15 protein-coding genes are annotated in these 15030 nt (G+C 63.8%); 6 read left to right on the top strand and 9 right to left on the bottom strand.

All coding sequences use genetic code 11. The features are described from left to right. Positions 1-75: 75 nt before the first annotated feature. The 3 genes from lptG to GYA95_RS01245 are packed head-to-tail and all read right to left on the bottom strand — an operon-like array spanning position 76 to position 2532. Positions 76-1137 (bottom strand): LPS export ABC transporter permease LptG, encoded by a 1062-nt coding sequence (gene lptG / locus GYA95_RS01255; protein WP_015269076.1) that lies wholly within the window; start codon positions 1135-1137, stop codon positions 76-78. Further along, complete coding sequence (gene lptF, locus GYA95_RS01250; RefSeq protein WP_015269075.1) at positions 1130-2245, bottom strand: LPS export ABC transporter permease LptF; 1116 nt, start codon at positions 2243-2245, stop codon at positions 1130-1132. The genes lptG and lptF overlap by 8 nt, the downstream gene beginning before the upstream one ends. Then, the gene (locus GYA95_RS01245; protein ID WP_015269074.1) at positions 2242-2532 is read right to left on the bottom strand and encodes a hypothetical protein; all 291 of its coding nucleotides are present in this window, start codon (positions 2530-2532) and stop codon (positions 2242-2244) included. Before GYA95_RS01245 ends, lptF begins: the two co-directional genes overlap by 4 nt. Positions 2533-2546: 14 nt before the next feature. Here GYA95_RS01245 and GYA95_RS01240 point away from each other — a divergent pair, with 14 nt between their 5' ends. The 5 genes from GYA95_RS01240 (at position 2547) to rlmF (ending at position 9018) form a co-directional block, all read left to right on the top strand. Further along, positions 2547-4040, top strand: coding sequence for a leucyl aminopeptidase (locus tag GYA95_RS01240; protein ID WP_015269073.1), 1494 nt, complete (start codon positions 2547-2549; stop codon positions 4038-4040). Positions 4041-4089: 49 nt separating this feature from the next. Further along, positions 4090-4521, top strand: a complete 432-nt coding sequence (locus GYA95_RS01235; protein WP_015269072.1) for a DNA polymerase III subunit chi — start codon at positions 4090-4092, stop codon at positions 4519-4521. A 5-nt stretch (positions 4522-4526) separates the two neighbouring features. Beyond that, positions 4527-4892 (top strand): hypothetical protein, encoded by a 366-nt coding sequence (locus GYA95_RS01230; RefSeq protein ID WP_015269071.1) that lies wholly within the window; start codon positions 4527-4529, stop codon positions 4890-4892. Positions 4893-5039: 147 nt separating this feature from the next. After that, positions 5040-7886, top strand: coding sequence for a valine--tRNA ligase (locus tag GYA95_RS01225; RefSeq protein ID WP_015269070.1), 2847 nt, complete (start codon positions 5040-5042; stop codon positions 7884-7886). 178 nt (positions 7887-8064) lie between these two features. Then, complete coding sequence (gene rlmF, locus GYA95_RS01220; RefSeq protein ID WP_015269069.1) at positions 8065-9018, top strand: 23S rRNA (adenine(1618)-N(6))-methyltransferase RlmF; 954 nt, start codon at positions 8065-8067, stop codon at positions 9016-9018. A 50-nt stretch (positions 9019-9068) separates the two neighbouring features. Here rlmF and GYA95_RS01215 read toward each other — a convergent pair whose 3' ends face one another. Next, positions 9069-9350 (bottom strand): HU family DNA-binding protein, encoded by a 282-nt coding sequence (locus GYA95_RS01215; RefSeq protein WP_003257928.1) that lies wholly within the window; start codon positions 9348-9350, stop codon positions 9069-9071. Positions 9351-9720: 370 nt separating this feature from the next. On the opposite strand from GYA95_RS01215, the gene yejK reads away from it, so the two are divergent. Further along, positions 9721-10728, top strand: coding sequence for a nucleoid-associated protein YejK (yejK, locus tag GYA95_RS01210; protein WP_013971093.1), 1008 nt, complete (start codon positions 9721-9723; stop codon positions 10726-10728). Between the two features lie 122 nt (positions 10729-10850). Here the strand turns inward: yejK and GYA95_RS01205 are convergent, their stop codons facing one another. The 5 genes from GYA95_RS01205 to hisC all read right to left on the bottom strand — a co-directional run bounded on the left by GYA95_RS01205 (position 10851) and on the right by hisC (position 15028). Continuing rightward, positions 10851-11147: a GIY-YIG nuclease family protein gene (locus GYA95_RS01205; RefSeq protein WP_013971092.1), complete on the bottom strand. Its 297-nt coding sequence runs from the start codon at positions 11145-11147 to the stop codon at positions 10851-10853. Continuing rightward, positions 11140-11616, bottom strand: coding sequence for a nuclear transport factor 2 family protein (locus tag GYA95_RS01200; protein WP_015269068.1), 477 nt, complete (start codon positions 11614-11616; stop codon positions 11140-11142). The genes GYA95_RS01205 and GYA95_RS01200 overlap by 8 nt, the downstream gene beginning before the upstream one ends. Before the next feature lie 179 nt (positions 11617-11795). Then, positions 11796-13076: a CynX/NimT family MFS transporter gene (locus GYA95_RS01195; RefSeq protein ID WP_015269067.1), complete on the bottom strand. Its 1281-nt coding sequence runs from the start codon at positions 13074-13076 to the stop codon at positions 11796-11798. Positions 13077-13089: 13 nt separating this feature from the next. Continuing rightward, positions 13090-13740, bottom strand: coding sequence for a FadR/GntR family transcriptional regulator (locus GYA95_RS01190; RefSeq protein ID WP_013971088.1), 651 nt, complete (start codon positions 13738-13740; stop codon positions 13090-13092). A 241-nt stretch (positions 13741-13981) separates the two neighbouring features. Beyond that, the gene (hisC, locus tag GYA95_RS01185; protein ID WP_015269066.1) at positions 13982-15028 is read right to left on the bottom strand and encodes a histidinol-phosphate transaminase; all 1047 of its coding nucleotides are present in this window, start codon (positions 15026-15028) and stop codon (positions 13982-13984) included. Positions 15029-15030 lie beyond the last annotated feature (2 nt).

The following is a 15030-nucleotide window of genomic DNA, read 5'->3' as shown; positions in this document are numbered from 1 at the left end:
CCGCAAGCCTACAGCTATTGGTCAAGCAGCAAAAAGCCGACCCTGAGGTCGGCTTTTTTTGTACAGCTCAGGCCATCAACCTGCCCGGCGCAACAACCACACGCCGGCCAGCGCACAGATGCCTGCCGGGATCACCACCGCCAGTAGCGGCGGGAAGCCGAACACCTGGCTCGAAGGCCCCAGCAGGTCCTGGGCGATGCGGAACACAAAGCCCACCAGTACACCGGTGAACACGCGCTGGCCAAGGGTTACCGAACGCAGCGGGCCGAAGATGAAGGAAATGGCCATCAGCACCAGCGCCGCGGTCACCATCGGCTGCAATACCTTGGTCCAGAACGCCAGCCAGTAACGGGCATTGTTCAGGCCCTGGTCGGACAGGTAGTGGATGTAGTCCCACAGCCCGGTGATGGACAGCGACTCCGGCGCGAGGATCACAGTATTGAGCAGTTGCGGCGTGAGCGAAACGTCCCAGCGCTCCTGTGGCGCGGTCACCACTTCGGTGTGGTCGCCACGGAAGAAGGTGGTACGCACGTCGCTGAGCATCCAGTGGTCGTCCTGGTACTGTGCACGGCGGGCGAAGCTCGAGGTGACGATCTTGCGCTCGCTGTCGAAGCGGTAACGGGTCACACCCAGCAGCAGGCCGTTAGGCTGCACGGCGTTGATGTGCACGTACTCCTCGCCCTGGCGGTGCCACATGCCGCGCTTGGAGCTTTGCGCCTCACCACCGCCCTGGGCCAGGGAACGGTCGGCCTGGGCCTTGTTCTCGGTCACCGGCGCCACGTACTCGCCGATCAGCAGGCCCACCAGCATCAGTACCAGCATCGGCTTCATCACCGCCCAGACGATGCGCCCGATGGAAACCCCGGCAGCACGCATGATGGTCAGTTCGCTGCTGCTGGCCAGGCTGCCCAGGCCGATCAGGCAGCCGATCAAGGCGGCCATCGGCAGCATTTCGTACAGCCGCCGCGGTGCGGTCAGCAGGACGAAGTTGCCCGCCTCCATCACCGTGTAGGTGTCACTCAGGTCGCTCATCTCGTCGATGAAGGCAAACAGCGAAGCCAGGCCGAGGATGATCCCCAGCACGGCGAGGATGGCCAGCAGCACGCTCTGGCCGATGTAGCGGTCGAGCTTACCCATGGGCCACCTCCGCACGACGGGCGGCGCGCTTGAGGCGCAGCGGCTCCCAGTACATCAGGCCCAGGCCGATCAGCAGGAACAGGCCGTGGACCCACCACATGCCCAGGGCGATCGGCAGTTTGCCCTTCTCGAGGGCGCCGCGTACGGAAATCAGCATTGTCAGGTAGGCCATGTACAGAAGAATTGCCGGCAGCAGCTTGAGGAAGCGGCCCTGGCGCGGGTTGACCCGGGACAGCGGCACCGCCAGCATGGTGACGATGAACACCAGGATCGGCAGCGACAGCCGCCATTGCAGCTCGGCGCGCTCACGCAGGCCCTTCTTGCCGATCAGCTCGGAAGTGGGGATGGCTTCGCGATCGGTCACTTCCTCGGCGACTTCCGGCTTGGGCAGCAGCACGCCGTAGGTGTCGTACTTGATTGCACGGTAATCGGCCTGGCCCGGGTTGCCGTCGTAACGGTAGCCGTTTTCCAGCACCAGGTAGCGGTTGCCGTCGGCCTGGATTTCCTGGTGGCCTTTTTCGGCAACCAGCACCGACGGGGCGCGGTCCTTGGTCTTGTCCTGGTTGAAGCGCTTCTCGGAAATGAACACCCCGGCCAGGTTGATGCGGTCGTCCGACAGCTCTTCGGTGTAAGTCACCCGCGAGCCGTCGCGCAGGGTCTGGAAGCGGCCCGGCACCAGGGTGTCGAACTCGGTCAGGGCATCCTGCTGGGCGATGATCTGCTGCACCTGGGCCACGCCCAGCGGTGCCAGGCTCAGGCTAAGCCAGGCCACCAGCAGGGCGACCAGGGCGGCCGGCGCCATGGTCAGGCCCAGCAGGCGCTGCTGGCTCATGCCGGTGGCCGACAGCACGGTCATCTCGCTTTCCAGGTACAGGCGCCCGTACGCCAGGAGAATGCCGAGGAACAGCCCCAGAGGCAGGATCAGCTGCAGGAAGCCTGGCAGACGGAAGCCCATGATCAGGAACAGCACGCTCGGGTCGAGCACACCCTGGGCAGCCTGGGCCAGGTACTTGATGAAGCGCCCGCTCATGATGATCACCAGCAGCACGGCGCTGACGGCGCTCAAGGTCACCAGGACCTCGCGGGACAGATAACGAAAGACGATCAAACCAGACACTCCTGGGTTGTCAGGGCGGACTGCCAATCAATGGCGCCAGACAATGACTTAGTACAGCCAAGACCAATGCCGGTTCGCCAAAGGCGAACCTCCATGTAAAGTGCGCGCATTATCCTGTGATTGACCGCCCCTGTCACTTCGCCGCGCATGAAGGCGCATAACGGGGTTGTCAGCACGCTTCCCGCAGGCTCAAACTGGCAGCTTTTCCGCTGGCGCGCGACGACGCGGCCAGGCCCGTCCAGAGCGCTGGAATACACAGCGCCGACTGTATCGATCATTCGGGGATCCTGACATGGAACTGGTTGTAAAAAGCGTAGCTGCTGCATCCGTAAAAACCGCCACCCTGGTCCTCCCGGTAGGTGAAAACCGCAAGCTCGGCGCCGTGGCCAAGGCCGTCGACCAGGCCAGCGAAGGCGCCATCAGTGCCGTGCTCAAGCGTGGCGACCTGGCCGGCAAGCCGGGCCAGACCCTGCTCCTGCAGAACCTCGCGGGCCTGAAGGCCGAGCGCGTACTGCTGGTGGGCAGCGGCAAGGACGAAGCCCTGGGCGACCGCGCCTGGCGCAAACTGGTCGCCAGCGTCGCCGGCGTGCTCAAGGGCCTGAACGGCGCTGACGCCGTGCTTGCCCTGGACGACATCGCGGTCAGCAACCGTGACGCCCACTACGGCAAGTACCGCCTGCTGGCCGAAACCCTGCTCGACGGCGAATACGTGTTCGATCGCTTCAAGAGCCAGAAGGCCGAGCCACGCGCACTGAAGAAGGTCACCCTGCTGGCCGACAAGGCCGGCCAGGCCGAGGTCGAACGTGCCGTCAAGCATGCCAGTGCCATCGCCACCGGCATGGCCTTCACGCGCGACCTGGGCAACCTGCCGCCCAACCTGTGCCACCCAAGCTTCCTGGCCGAACAGGCCAAGGACCTGGCCAAGGCGCACAAGGCGCTGAAGGTCGAAGTGCTGGACGAGAAGAAGATCAAGGACCTGGGCATGGGCGCGTTCTACGCCGTCGGCCAGGGCAGCGACCAGCCGCCACGCCTGATCGTGCTCAACTACCAGGGCGGCAAGAAGGCGGACAAGCCGTTCGTGCTGGTGGGCAAGGGCATTACCTTCGACACCGGCGGCATCAGCCTGAAGCCTGGTGCCGGCATGGACGAAATGAAGTACGACATGTGCGGTGCCGCCAGCGTGCTCGGCACCCTGCGTGCGGTGCTCGAGCTGCAGCTGCCGGTCAACCTGGTGTGCCTGCTGGCCTGCGCCGAGAACATGCCGAGCGGCGGCGCCACCCGTCCGGGTGACATCGTCACCACCATGAGCGGGCAGACCGTGGAAATCCTCAACACCGACGCCGAAGGCCGCCTGGTGCTGTGCGACACCCTGACCTACGCCGAGCGCTTCAAACCGCAGGCAGTCATCGACATCGCTACCCTGACCGGTGCCTGCATCGTCGCCCTGGGCAGCCACACCACTGGCCTGATGGGCAACAACGACGACCTGGTCGGCCAGTTGCTCGACGCCGGCAAGCGCGCCGACGACCGTGCCTGGCAGCTGCCGCTGTTCGATGAGTACCAGGAGCAGCTGGACAGCCCGTTCGCCGACATGGGCAACATCGGCGGGCCGAAGGCCGGCACCATCACCGCCGGCTGCTTCCTGTCGCGCTTTGCCAAGGCCTACGACTGGGCGCACATGGACATCGCCGGCACCGCCTGGGTCAGCGGCGGCAAGGACAAGGGCGCCACTGGCCGCCCTGTACCCCTGCTGACCCAGTACCTGCTGGACCGCGCCGGCGCCTGACGCCATTGAGCCGGTGGCGCCCCGCGCTCCACCGGCCGGCGATACCACCATGAGCAAAGTCGATTTCTACATCCTGCCCACCGACTCGCTGTCGGCGCGGCTCGATTTCGCCTGCAAGCTGTGCGAAAAGGCCTGGCGCCTTGGCCACCGGGTCTACCTGCATTGCCAGGACGCCGAGCAGCGCAGCGAGCTGGACCAACGCCTGTGGCGCTTCAAGGGCGAGGCCTTCGTGCCCCACGACCTCGCGGAGGTACATGCCGATGCCAGCGTGGCATTGGGCCTGGCCGCCGACAGTGCGGGCGACCACCACGACCTGTTGATCAACCTGGGCACCGGCGTACCGGCCTTCGTCGGCCAGTTCGAGCGAGTGGCCGAAATCGTCGTTGAAGAGCCTGGCATCCGCCAATCGGCCCGTGAACGATTCCGTTTCTACCGTGAACAGGGCTATGCTCTGCAAGACCACCGCTTACAGCGACTTTGACGACGATGGACAAGCCCTCCCCCCTGCCCGATTCCGCCCATCTGCTCGATGACCTCGAGTCGATACGCCAGCTGCTTGGCGACGCCGACCTGCAACCGCCGCTGCTGACCGAGACGGTGGAGCAGATCCCGTTGCTGCTGGAAGAAGCGCCCGGCAACCATGTGCCTGCGGCCGAACCGATAGCTGCCGAACCCGAAGACGACCCGCAGACCCGCCGCCAGGACACCCTCCTGCACCTGGAAAGCGAACTGCGTGCGGCGGCGCAGATGATCATGCAGGACGTGATCAACGACTTTACCCCCCACATCGAGAACGAGATCAAGCGCCGGCTGGATGCGCGGATCGAGCGGTTGATCAAGCGTTCCGAGTAAAACCGAAATTCGGCGGTGCCTTCTTCGCGGGTTTACCCGCGAATAGGCCGTCCCTGCCTGCCAGATAGCAGCAGCTTGTCGCCTGCGGCCCCTAGCTTGGTTATACTTCCCGGCTTTCCCGAATAAATGCACAGGGTCCCGCCGCGCATGGATAAGACCTACCAGCCGCACGCCATCGAAACTTCCTGGTACAACACCTGGGAGTCCGAGAACTATTTCGCCCCACAAGGTGCAGGCGAGTCCTACACCATCATGATCCCGCCGCCGAACGTGACCGGCAGCCTGCACATGGGCCACGGGTTCAACAACGCGATCATGGACGCCCTGATCCGTTTCCGCCGCATGCAAGGCCGCGACACCCTGTGGCAGCCAGGCACCGACCACGCCGGTATCGCCACCCAGATGCTGGTCGAGCGCCAGCTAGAGGCCAAGGGCCAGAACCGTCATGACCTGGGCCGCGAAAAGTTCCTGGAAAAGGTCTGGGAATGGAAGGACCAGTCCGGTGGCAACATCAGCCGTCAGATCCGCCGCCTGGGCTCGTCGGTCGACTGGAGCCGCGAGCGGTTCACCATGGACGACGGCCTGTCCGAAGCGGTCAAGGAAGCCTTCGTGCGCCTGCATGAAGACGGCCTGATCTACCGTGGCAAGCGCCTGGTCAACTGGGACACCAAGCTGCACACGGCCATCTCCGACCTCGAAGTGGAAAACCACGACGAGAAGGGCCACCTGTGGAACCTGCGCTACCCACTGGCCGATGGCGCCAAGACCGCCGAAGGCAAGGACTACTTGGTCGTCGCCACCACCCGTCCGGAAACCCTGCTGGGTGACGCGGCCGTGGCGGTCAACCCGAACGACGAGCGCTACCAGGCACTGATCGGCAAGTTCGTCGAACTGCCGCTGGTCGGCCGCCGCATCCCGATCATCGCCGACGACTACTGCGACCCAGAGTTCGGTACCGGCTGCGTGAAGATCACCCCGGCCCACGACTTCAACGACTACGAAGTCGGCAAACGCCACAACCTGCCGCTGCTGAACATCTTCGACAAGAATGCCTTCGTGCTGGCCAGCGCGCAGGCCTTCAACCTCGACGGCAGCGTCAACGAGCAGGTGGACACCCGCCTGCCGGCCCAGTACGCCAACCTCGACCGCTTCGTCGCACGCAAGCAGATCGTCGCCGACCTGGATGCCCAGGGCTTGCTGGTCAGCATCGACGACCACGCGCTGAAAGTGCCGAAGGGCGACCGTTCGGGCACGGTCATCGAGCCGTGGCTGACCGACCAGTGGTACGTTTCCACCAAGCCGCTGGCAGAACCTGCCATCGCCGCAGTGGAAGATGGCCGCATCCAGTTCGTGCCCAAGCAGTACGAGAACATGTACTTCTCCTGGATGCGTGACATCCAGGACTGGTGCATCAGCCGCCAGCTGTGGTGGGGCCACCGCATCCCGGCATGGTACGACGAGGCCGGCCAGGTCTATGTCGGCCGCAACGAGGAAGAAGTGCGCGCCAAGCACAACCTGGGCGCCGACGTGGTCCTGCGCCAGGACGACGACGTACTCGACACCTGGTTCAGTTCGGGCCTGTGGACCTTCTCTACCTTGGGCTGGCCGGAACAGACCGAGTTCCTCAAGAAATTCCACTCCACCGACGTGCTGGTGACCGGCTTCGACATCATCTTCTTCTGGGTTGCGCGCATGATCATGCTGACCATGCACCTGATCAAGAACGAGGATGGCACCCCGCAGGTACCGTTCAAGACCGTGTACGTGCACGGCCTGGTACGTGACGGCCAGGGCCAGAAGATGTCCAAGTCCAAGGGCAACGTGCTGGACCCGCTGGACATCGTCGACGGCATCACCCTCGACGCCCTGCTGGAAAAACGCACCAGCGGCATGATGCAGCCCAAGCTTGCCGAGAAGATCGCCAAGCAGACCAAGGCCGAGTTCCCCGAAGGTATCGCCAGCTACGGCACCGACGCCCTGCGCTTCACCTTCTGCTCGTTGGCCTCCACCGGCCGCGACATCAAGTTCGACATGGGCCGCGTCGAAGGCTACCGCAACTTCTGCAACAAGATCTGGAACGCCGCCCGCTACGTGCTGGACAAGGGCGAGGACTGCGGCCAGAACGGTGAGGCCTACGAGCTGTCGCTGGCCGACCGCTGGATCATCTCGCAGCTGCAGCGTACCGAAGCCGAAGTGACCCGCCAGTTGGAGCAATTCCGCTTCGACCTGGCCAGCCAGGCGCTGTACGAGTTCATCTGGAACCAGTACTGCGACTGGTACCTGGAGCTGTCCAAGCCGGTGCTGTGGGACGAGAACGCCCCGGTCGAGCGCGCCCGTGGCACCCGCCGCACCCTGGTGCGCGTGCTGGAAGTGGCGCTGCGCCTGGCGCACCCGTTCATGCCGTTCATCACCGAAGAAATCTGGCAGCGCATCGCGCCGCTGGCCGGCATCGAAGGCAAGACCATCATGCTGCAGCCATGGCCGGTGGCCAATGAAAGCCGCATCGATGCTGCCGCCGAAGGCGACATCGAGTGGCTCAAGGAGCTGATGGTCGGCCTGCGCAACATCCGCGCCGAAATGAACATCGGCCCGGGCAAGCCGCTGCCGCTGTTCCTGAAGAACGCCAACGCCGACGACCAGCGTCGCCTGCAGGAAAACGAAGCCCTGCTGAAGAAGCTGGCCAAGGTCGAATCGTTCACCGTACTGGGCGATGCCGACGAAGCGCCGCTGTCGGCCACCGCCCTGGTCGGTGACCTGCAAGTGCTGGTGCCAATGGCCGGCCTGATCGACAAGGACGCCGAGCTGGCGCGCCTGAACAAGGAAATCCAGCGCCTGCAGGGTGAAGTGGCACGCGTGGGTGGCAAGCTGTCCAACGCCGCCTTCGTCGACAAGGCACCACCTGCCGTGATCGATAAGGAACGCGCCAAGCTGGCCGAGTCCGAACAGGCCCTGGCCAACTTCACCGAGCAGCATGCGCGGATTGCAGCGCTTTAATCACTAGAGAAAAGCTGGGGCCGCTTTGCGGCCCTTTCGCGACACAAGGCCGCTCCTACAGGGACGGCGCCGGTCTGAAGGGCGCCGCTATCCTGTAGGAGCGGCCTTGTGTCGCGAAAGGGCTGCAAAGCAGCCCCAGGCTCTATCAGCCACCGCTCGTATAGGGCTGGACACTGCCATGACCCCGAACAAACCCACCCTGCACCCGCGCAACCGCCACCAGGGCCGCTACGACTTCCCCAGCCTGATCAAGGCCCACCCTGACCTGGCGCGCTTCACCATCACCAACCCCCACGGCAAACCCAGCATCGACTTCGCCAACCCCGAGGCCGTACGGGTGTTCAACCGTGCTCTGCTGAAGGCCCAGTACGGCATCCAGCACTGGGATATCCCCGCCGACTACCTGTGCCCGCCGATTCCTGGCCGCGCCGACTACATCCACGTCGCCGCCGACCTGCTGGCCGATGACAATGCCGGCGAGATTCCCAAGGGCGCCCAGGTGCGTGCGCTGGACATCGGCGTGGGGGCCAACTGCATCTACCCGTTGCTGGGCCACAGCGACTACCGCTGGCGCTTCCTTGGCTCGGACATCGACCCCGTGGCCCTGGCTTCGGCCAAGGCCATCGTCCAGGCCAACGGCCTGGGCAAGGCCATCACCCTGCGCCAACAGGCCAACCGTGCGCACATCCTCAGCGGCCTGCTGCAGGAGGGCGAACGCTTCGACCTGACCCTGTGCAACCCACCCTTCCATGCCTCACGCGACGAAGCCACCCGTGGTAGCCAGCGCAAGTGGAAGAACCTCGGCAAGCAGGACCCCAAGCGCAAGCTGCCGGTGCTCAACTTCGGTGGCCAGAACAACGAACTGTGGTGCGAGGGCGGCGAGATCCGCTTTGTCAGCCAACTGGTCAGTGAAAGCGTGCAGTACGCCGAACGGGTACTGTGGTTCACCAGCCTGGTGTCCAAGGCCAGCAACTTGCCGGGGATCGAGGCTGCGCTCAGGAAAGCGGGCGCCAAGGCCGTGCGCATCAGTGAAATGGGCCAGGGGCAGAAGCAAAGCCGCATGGTCGCCTGGAGCTTCCACGACGACGAGGCGCGCCAGGCCTGGCACGCCGGGCGTAAAACCCAGGCATGAAAAAACCGCGTCCGGGCAAGCCGGGCGCGGTTTCGTCAAAGCTTCAACAATTACTTGTTGATGGCGTCGGTCAGCACTTTGGCCGGAACGAACTTGACGACTTTCTTGGCAGCGATTTCGATGGCAGCGCCAGTCGAAGGGTTGCGGCCGGTACGGGCAGGACGCTCAGCGACTTTCAGTTTGCCGATACCTGGCAGAGTGATTTCAGCGCCGTTTTCCAGCTGGTCGGCAACGATCTGGCCCAGTTGCTCCAGAGCGTTCTTGGCGGTGGCTTTGGGCGCGGCGATCGATTCGGCGATGTCGGCAATCAGTTGGTCTTTGGTCAATGCCATGGTGGTGTTCCTTCCCTATCAAATTCGATGGTTATGCAGCGGACTACGACGTTATCGGGCCAGCCCCTGAAAGTGGAGGGCCGCGCCAATCGCGTATGTAGATACGCAAATCGACGTTTGGTTCGACACGACGACAGCACGCTGCCAGCAATGCGCCACACAAGGGGCGCAAGACCGCGCAAAGCTACCACAGGAGCAGATAAATATCCGCTGCACGCTTCGATTTAATGCAGGTTTTTCGGGGGTTTTAGCCTAAAACGCACAAAATTGAACAAAAAACGAACAACCGGCATTTCTGCCAACATCCGGCCACTGCATCACCTGGTGTCTAGGGTAAACTGGACAACTTTTGCAGCTCGCCGAGAATTCCATGCCAATCCGTCATTGCATCGTTCACCTGATCGACAAAAAGCCCGATGGCAGCCCCGCCGTGCTGCATGCCCGCGATTCCGAACTGGCTGCCTCCGACGCCATCGAAAACCTTCTGGCCGACCTCAATGACAGCTACAACGCCAAGCAAGGCAAGGCCTGGGGCTTTTTCCACGGCGAGTCCGGCGCCTACCCGCTGAGCGGCTGGCTGAAGCAGTACCTGGACGAAGAAAAGGACTTTACCTCCTTCAGCCGTGTGGCCGTGGAGCACCTGCAAAAGCTGATGGAAGAGTCCAACCTGTCCACCGGCGGCCACATCCTGTTTGCCCACTACCAGCAAGGCATGACCGAATACCTGGCGATCGCCCTTCTGCACCACAGCGAAGGTGTGGCAGTGAACGCCGAGCTTGATGTGACGCCTTCGCGGCACCTCGACCTTGGCCAGCTGCACCTGGCGGCGCGCATCAACCTGTCGGAGTGGAAGAACAACCAGAACTCCAAACAGTACATTTCGTTCATCAAGGGCAAGAATGGCAAGAAGGTCTCGGACTACTTCCGTGACTTCATCGGCTGCCAGGAGGGCGTCGACGGCCCGGGCGAAACCCGCACCCTGCTCAAGGCCTTCAGCGACTTCGTCGAGAGCGAAGACCTGCCGGAAGAGTCCGCCCGCGAAAAAACCCAGACCCTGGTCGAGTACGCCACTACCCAGACCAAGCTCGGCGAACCGGTCACGCTGGAGGAGCTGTCCAGCCTGATCGACGAGGATCGGCCCAAGGCGTTCTACGACCACATCCGCAACAAGGACTACGGTCTGTCGCCGGAAATCCCTGCGGACAAGCGCACCCTCAACCAGTTCCGCCGCTTCACCGGCCGTGCCGAGGGGTTGTCGATCAGCTTCGAAGCGCACCTGCTGGGGGACAAGGTCGAGTATGACGAAGCGGCAGGGACCTTGATCATCAAGGGCCTTCCGACCACCTTGGTGGATCAGTTGAAGCGGCGCAAGGACTGATGACCCCGGGGCTGCTGCGCAGCCCATCGCCGGCAAGCCAGCTCCCACAGGTACTGCACAGGCCTGAGGTCTATGCAGTCGAAGTGGGAGCTGGCTTGCCGGCGATGGGGCGCGAAGCGGCCCTAATTAGCAGCCACTACTGCGCCATAGGAGGCCACCAACGCCTCCTTCGCCGACTTGCGCAGCCGCTTCACCAGCCGCTCCTGGCGTAACGCCTCGCCCTTGTCCGGCCATTGCTCCACATACACCAGCGCCTGGGCCGGGCTGGTCTTGAAGTAACGCGCGCCCTGCCCTTTCTGGTGCGCCAGAAAGCGCCGCTGCGGGTCATCGCTGATACCGCAATACAGCGATCCATTGGCAGCCCTTACCAAGTAGACATACCAGGGTTTGCTGGCGGCAATTTCAACGGGCTCACTCACCCTGGGCCTGCTGGAATGCTCGCAATCCTTTGAACGCCTGCTGGCGTACCTTGTTCTGCACCAGCGGCGACCAGCCCAGCAGCATGCCAGGCACACCCAGCGCCTGCCGCGACCAACGCCACAAGTCGAAGTGGTCATCGTGCTGGCAGATCAAACCGTCACGAATCACGAAACGCGCCTGGATATCGTTGACCACGATGCGGCCGGTCTGGCTGAACAGGTAGGTGGCCACCCAATGTGCGGCGCCAGTGCGTTCATCGGCGCGGACGTTGTCGAAGGTCAGGGTGAAGTCCTTGGCCCGGCTGGTAAGCATTCGCCACATGTCGCCTGCATCCTTGCCACGCAAGGTGCCGAAGACCGGGTCGCTGAAGACGATATCGTCGCTGTAGCAGGCGACCATGGCCTCGGCATCCAGGCGCTGGAAGGCTTGGTAGAAGCGGGTGATCAGGTCGCGGTTGGCGTCGCTCATGTGGGCTGGTCCGTCCTGGGAGTCGAAAGCAGCACGATAATCTTCCCCGGTTGGTTATGCCAGTACCGGCCCTTTCGCGGGTAAACCCGCTCCCACAGGTACAACATGACGTCCAGATCTGTGCAATCCCTGTGGGAGCGGGTTTACCCGCGAAGAGGCCGGCAATGCCACATGCCCCTTCAGACTTTCTCGCTGCTCACCTGCACATGCAAAGCCCGACCGGCCCCCAGGCCGAAAACGATGGCACCCCCCCCCAGCACGGCAAAAATCCACCCCACTGCCGCCCAGCCCCCGGTCAGGTCATGTACCAGCCCCACCGCAAACGGCCCCATCGACGCCAGGGTATAACCCACCCCCTGCGCCATGCTCGACAGGTTCGCCGCGACATGGGCATCCTTCGAGCGCAGCACGATCAAGGTCAGCGCCAGGGCAAAGGTACCGCCCTGCCCCAGGCCCAGCACAACCGCCCAGCCCCACAGCCCGGAAAGCGGCGCATACAGGCAACCGAACAGGCCGGTCAGGGTAATCAGCATGACCAGCACGATGGCCAGGCGCTGGTCCTTGCCGCGAGTGGCCAGCCAGGGCGCACTGAGCGAACTGACCAGCTGCACGATTACCGACCCCGACAGCACCAGCCCCGCCTCGGTCGGGCTCAGGCCGCGACCGATCAGGATCGATGGCAACCAGCCAAAGACGATATAGGCCAGTGACGACTGCAGGCCCATGTACAGGGTCACCTGCCAGGCCAGCGGGTCCCGCCATAGCCCACGCACGCGATAAGCCACCTTGTGCAGGCCATGACCCTGGCGGGCCTGCGGCAGCCATACCAGCATGGCCAGCAGGGCCGGCAGCATCCAGAAGCCAAGCCCCAGCGCCCAGCTGTCGTTGAAGTGCTGGGCCAGAGGCACCGTGGCGCCTGCAGCCATGGCGGCGCCCAGGCACAGCGCCATGGTGTATACGCCGGTCAAGGTGCCAGCGTGTTGCGGGAAATCGCGCTTGACGATGCCCGGCAACAGCACGCCAATGATGCCGATACTGGCCCCGGCCATCAGGCTGCCGAGGAACACCCCGGTGGCCCCCAGGCTACTGCGCACGACGATGCCAAGCGCCAGGGTGGCGAGGATGCCGAGGATCACCCGCTCGCTGCCAAAACGCCTCGCCAGCACCGGCGCCAAGGGCGCGAACAGGCCCAGGCACAGCACTGGCAAGGTGGTCAGCAAACCGGCCTGCGAGGCATTCAGCCCCAAGCCTTCGGACACCTGGCCCAGCACCGGCGCCATGCTCGACAATGCCGGGCGCAGGTTCAATGCCACCAGCACCAGGCCGAGCAACAACAGCCAAGGCCGCTGTATCTGTACCGGCTGCTGTTGGACCTGCTCGTCGTCAGCCTCGGCGTCGATCAGCAACTCATCGAAGTCCCGCTCGCTCGGTGGGGTGTTACGGGTGATGGAATCAGCCATGGCCTTCTCGGAGTCAGGATTCGATAAGGGTACGGCTCAGGCGCTTGGCCTGCTCCGCATCGCGTTGCTCGATTGCGGCAAGGATCTGCCCATGCAGGTCGAACGTGGCCTGGCAGCGCGGCACGGTTGCCATGTTGTGCTGCAGCGCGGCAGCCACCACCCCGGAAAAGTATCGGTACAGCTCACTCAAGGCCGGGTTATGGGCGGCATCGACCAGCCGCTGGTGAAACACCAGGTCGCAGGCCACATAGGCATCGATATCACCGTGGAAATGCCCGGCACTGTTGGCCAGGGCATCACGAAGCGCCTGAAGATCGGCGTCGGTTCGGCGCAGCGCGGCCAGGCCGATGGCCTCGGCTTCAAGGATGTGCCGGGTCTCACGGGCCTGCTCGGGCGTGCAGCGTGACATCGCCTGCACCGCCTGTAGCGGGTCCTGGGCCGTGCGCAGGTAGCTGCCATCCCCCTGGCGAATCTCCACCAGGCCACTGAACGCCAGCACACGCATGGCCTCGCGTACGGTGTTGCGGCTTATGCCCAACTGCAGGGCCAGTTCCGGCTCGGTCGGCAAACGCTGGCCAACCTGCCAGTCGCCCAGCAGGATGCGTTCTCGCATGCGCTCGACGGCAAGTTCGACTAGGGAGCGCTTGGTCAATTCGGTACTCATGAAACTCAACCAATCATCCGATGAATTGGCGCAGCATACCGGTGGGCAAAGTGTTTGTCATTGGAGAGAGCAGCGATTAAAAACCTGCCGCGATTTTTTGTAGGAGCGGCCTTGTGTCGCGAAAGGGCCGCAAAGCGGCCCCTGGATTTCAGCGCAGATGCAAAAACTGCTGGGGCCGCTTTGCGGCCCTTTCGCGACACAAGGCCGCTCCTACAAGGACCGCGCAGGGCAGTGGATGGCGTCAAGTCAACGCATCGAGCAGCGCCTGGTTCATCTCTGGCGTACCGATGGTGATGCGCAGGAACTGGGCAATACGCGGCTGCTTGAAGTGGCGCACGATCACCCCCTGCTCGCGCAGGCGTGCAGCCAACTCACCGGCATCGTGCTGCGGGTGGCGGGCGAAGATGAAGTTGGCCGCCGACGGCAGCACTTCGAAGCCCTTGGCCCGCAGTTGCCCGACCAATACCTCGCGGCTGTCGATCACCTTGCGGCAGGTTTCTTCGAAGTACTCGCGGTCCTCGAACGCCACCGCTGCGCCGACGATCGCGGCACGGTCCAGCGGGTAGGAGTTGAAGCTGTTCTTGATCCGCTCCAGCGCTTCGATCAGGTCCGGGTGGCCAACCGCCAGGCCAACCCGCAGCCCCGCCAGCGAGCGCGACTTCGACAGGGTCTGGGTGACCAGCAGATTGTCGTAGCGGTCCACCAGGCTGATCGCCGTTTCGCCACCGAAGTCGATGTAGGCTTCATCCACCACCACCACCGAATCACGGTTGGCTTGCAGCAACTGCTCCACCGCCTGCAGCGGCATCAGGCAGCCGGTCGGCGCATTGGGGTTGGGGAAGATGATGCCGGCGTTGGGCTTGTTGTAGTCCTCGATGCGGATCTGGAACTGCTCGTCCAAAGCCACCTGCTCGAAGGCGATACCGTAAAGACCGCAGTAGACCGGGTAGAAGCTGTAGCTGATGTCCGGGAACAGCAGCGGTGCGTCGTGCTGGAACAGCCCGTGGAAGATGTGCGCCAGTACCTCGTCCGAGCCGTTGCCGACGAACACTTGTGCCGGGGTCACGCCGTAGTACTCGGCCACCGCCTGCTTCAGCCGGTCACCATTCGGGTCCGGGTACAGGCGCAGGTTGTCGTTCAGCTCGCCGCGCATGGCCTCCAGCGCCTTGGGCGACGGGCCGTAGGGGTTTTCGTTGGTGTTCAGCTTGACCAGGCGGGCCAGCTTGGGCTGTTCGCCCGGCACGTAAGGCACCAGGTCCTTGACGAAGGGGCTCCAGAATCGACTCATGC

This window comes from Pseudomonas asiatica (assembly GCF_009932335.1).
In the GTDB taxonomy this organism is placed as follows: Bacteria; Pseudomonadota; Gammaproteobacteria; order Pseudomonadales; family Pseudomonadaceae; genus Aquipseudomonas; species Aquipseudomonas asiatica.
The sequence above is the reverse complement of the archived record's forward strand: the minus strand, read 5'-3'. Positions and strand labels throughout refer to the sequence as shown.

What these genes read in the sequence shown, in the direction of transcription:
- hisC (WP_015269066.1), bottom strand. Translation starts at nt 15,028, where the DNA reads ATGAGTCGATTCTGGAGCCCCTTCGTCAAGGACCTGGTGCCTTACGTG.
- GYA95_RS01245 (WP_015269074.1), bottom strand. Translation starts at nt 2,532, where the DNA reads ATGATCGATACAGTCGGCGCTGTGTATTCCAGCGCTCTGGACGGGCCT.
- GYA95_RS01215 (WP_003257928.1), bottom strand. Translation starts at nt 9,350, where the DNA reads ATGGCATTGACCAAAGACCAACTGATTGCCGACATCGCCGAATCGATC.
- GYA95_RS01240 (WP_015269073.1), top strand. Translation starts at nt 2,547, where the DNA reads ATGGAACTGGTTGTAAAAAGCGTAGCTGCTGCATCCGTAAAAACCGCC.
- GYA95_RS01190 (WP_013971088.1), bottom strand. Translation starts at nt 13,740, where the DNA reads ATGAGTACCGAATTGACCAAGCGCTCCCTAGTCGAACTTGCCGTCGAG.
- GYA95_RS01230 (WP_015269071.1), top strand. Translation starts at nt 4,527, where the DNA reads ATGGACAAGCCCTCCCCCCTGCCCGATTCCGCCCATCTGCTCGATGAC.
- rlmF (WP_015269069.1), top strand. Translation starts at nt 8,065, where the DNA reads ATGACCCCGAACAAACCCACCCTGCACCCGCGCAACCGCCACCAGGGC.
- GYA95_RS01195 (WP_015269067.1), bottom strand. Translation starts at nt 13,076, where the DNA reads ATGGCTGATTCCATCACCCGTAACACCCCACCGAGCGAGCGGGACTTC.
- GYA95_RS01225 (WP_015269070.1), top strand. Translation starts at nt 5,040, where the DNA reads ATGGATAAGACCTACCAGCCGCACGCCATCGAAACTTCCTGGTACAAC.
- yejK (WP_013971093.1), top strand. Translation starts at nt 9,721, where the DNA reads ATGCCAATCCGTCATTGCATCGTTCACCTGATCGACAAAAAGCCCGAT.
- lptG (WP_015269076.1), bottom strand. Translation starts at nt 1,137, where the DNA reads ATGGGTAAGCTCGACCGCTACATCGGCCAGAGCGTGCTGCTGGCCATC.
- GYA95_RS01235 (WP_015269072.1), top strand. Translation starts at nt 4,090, where the DNA reads ATGAGCAAAGTCGATTTCTACATCCTGCCCACCGACTCGCTGTCGGCG.
- GYA95_RS01200 (WP_015269068.1), bottom strand. Translation starts at nt 11,616, where the DNA reads ATGAGCGACGCCAACCGCGACCTGATCACCCGCTTCTACCAAGCCTTC.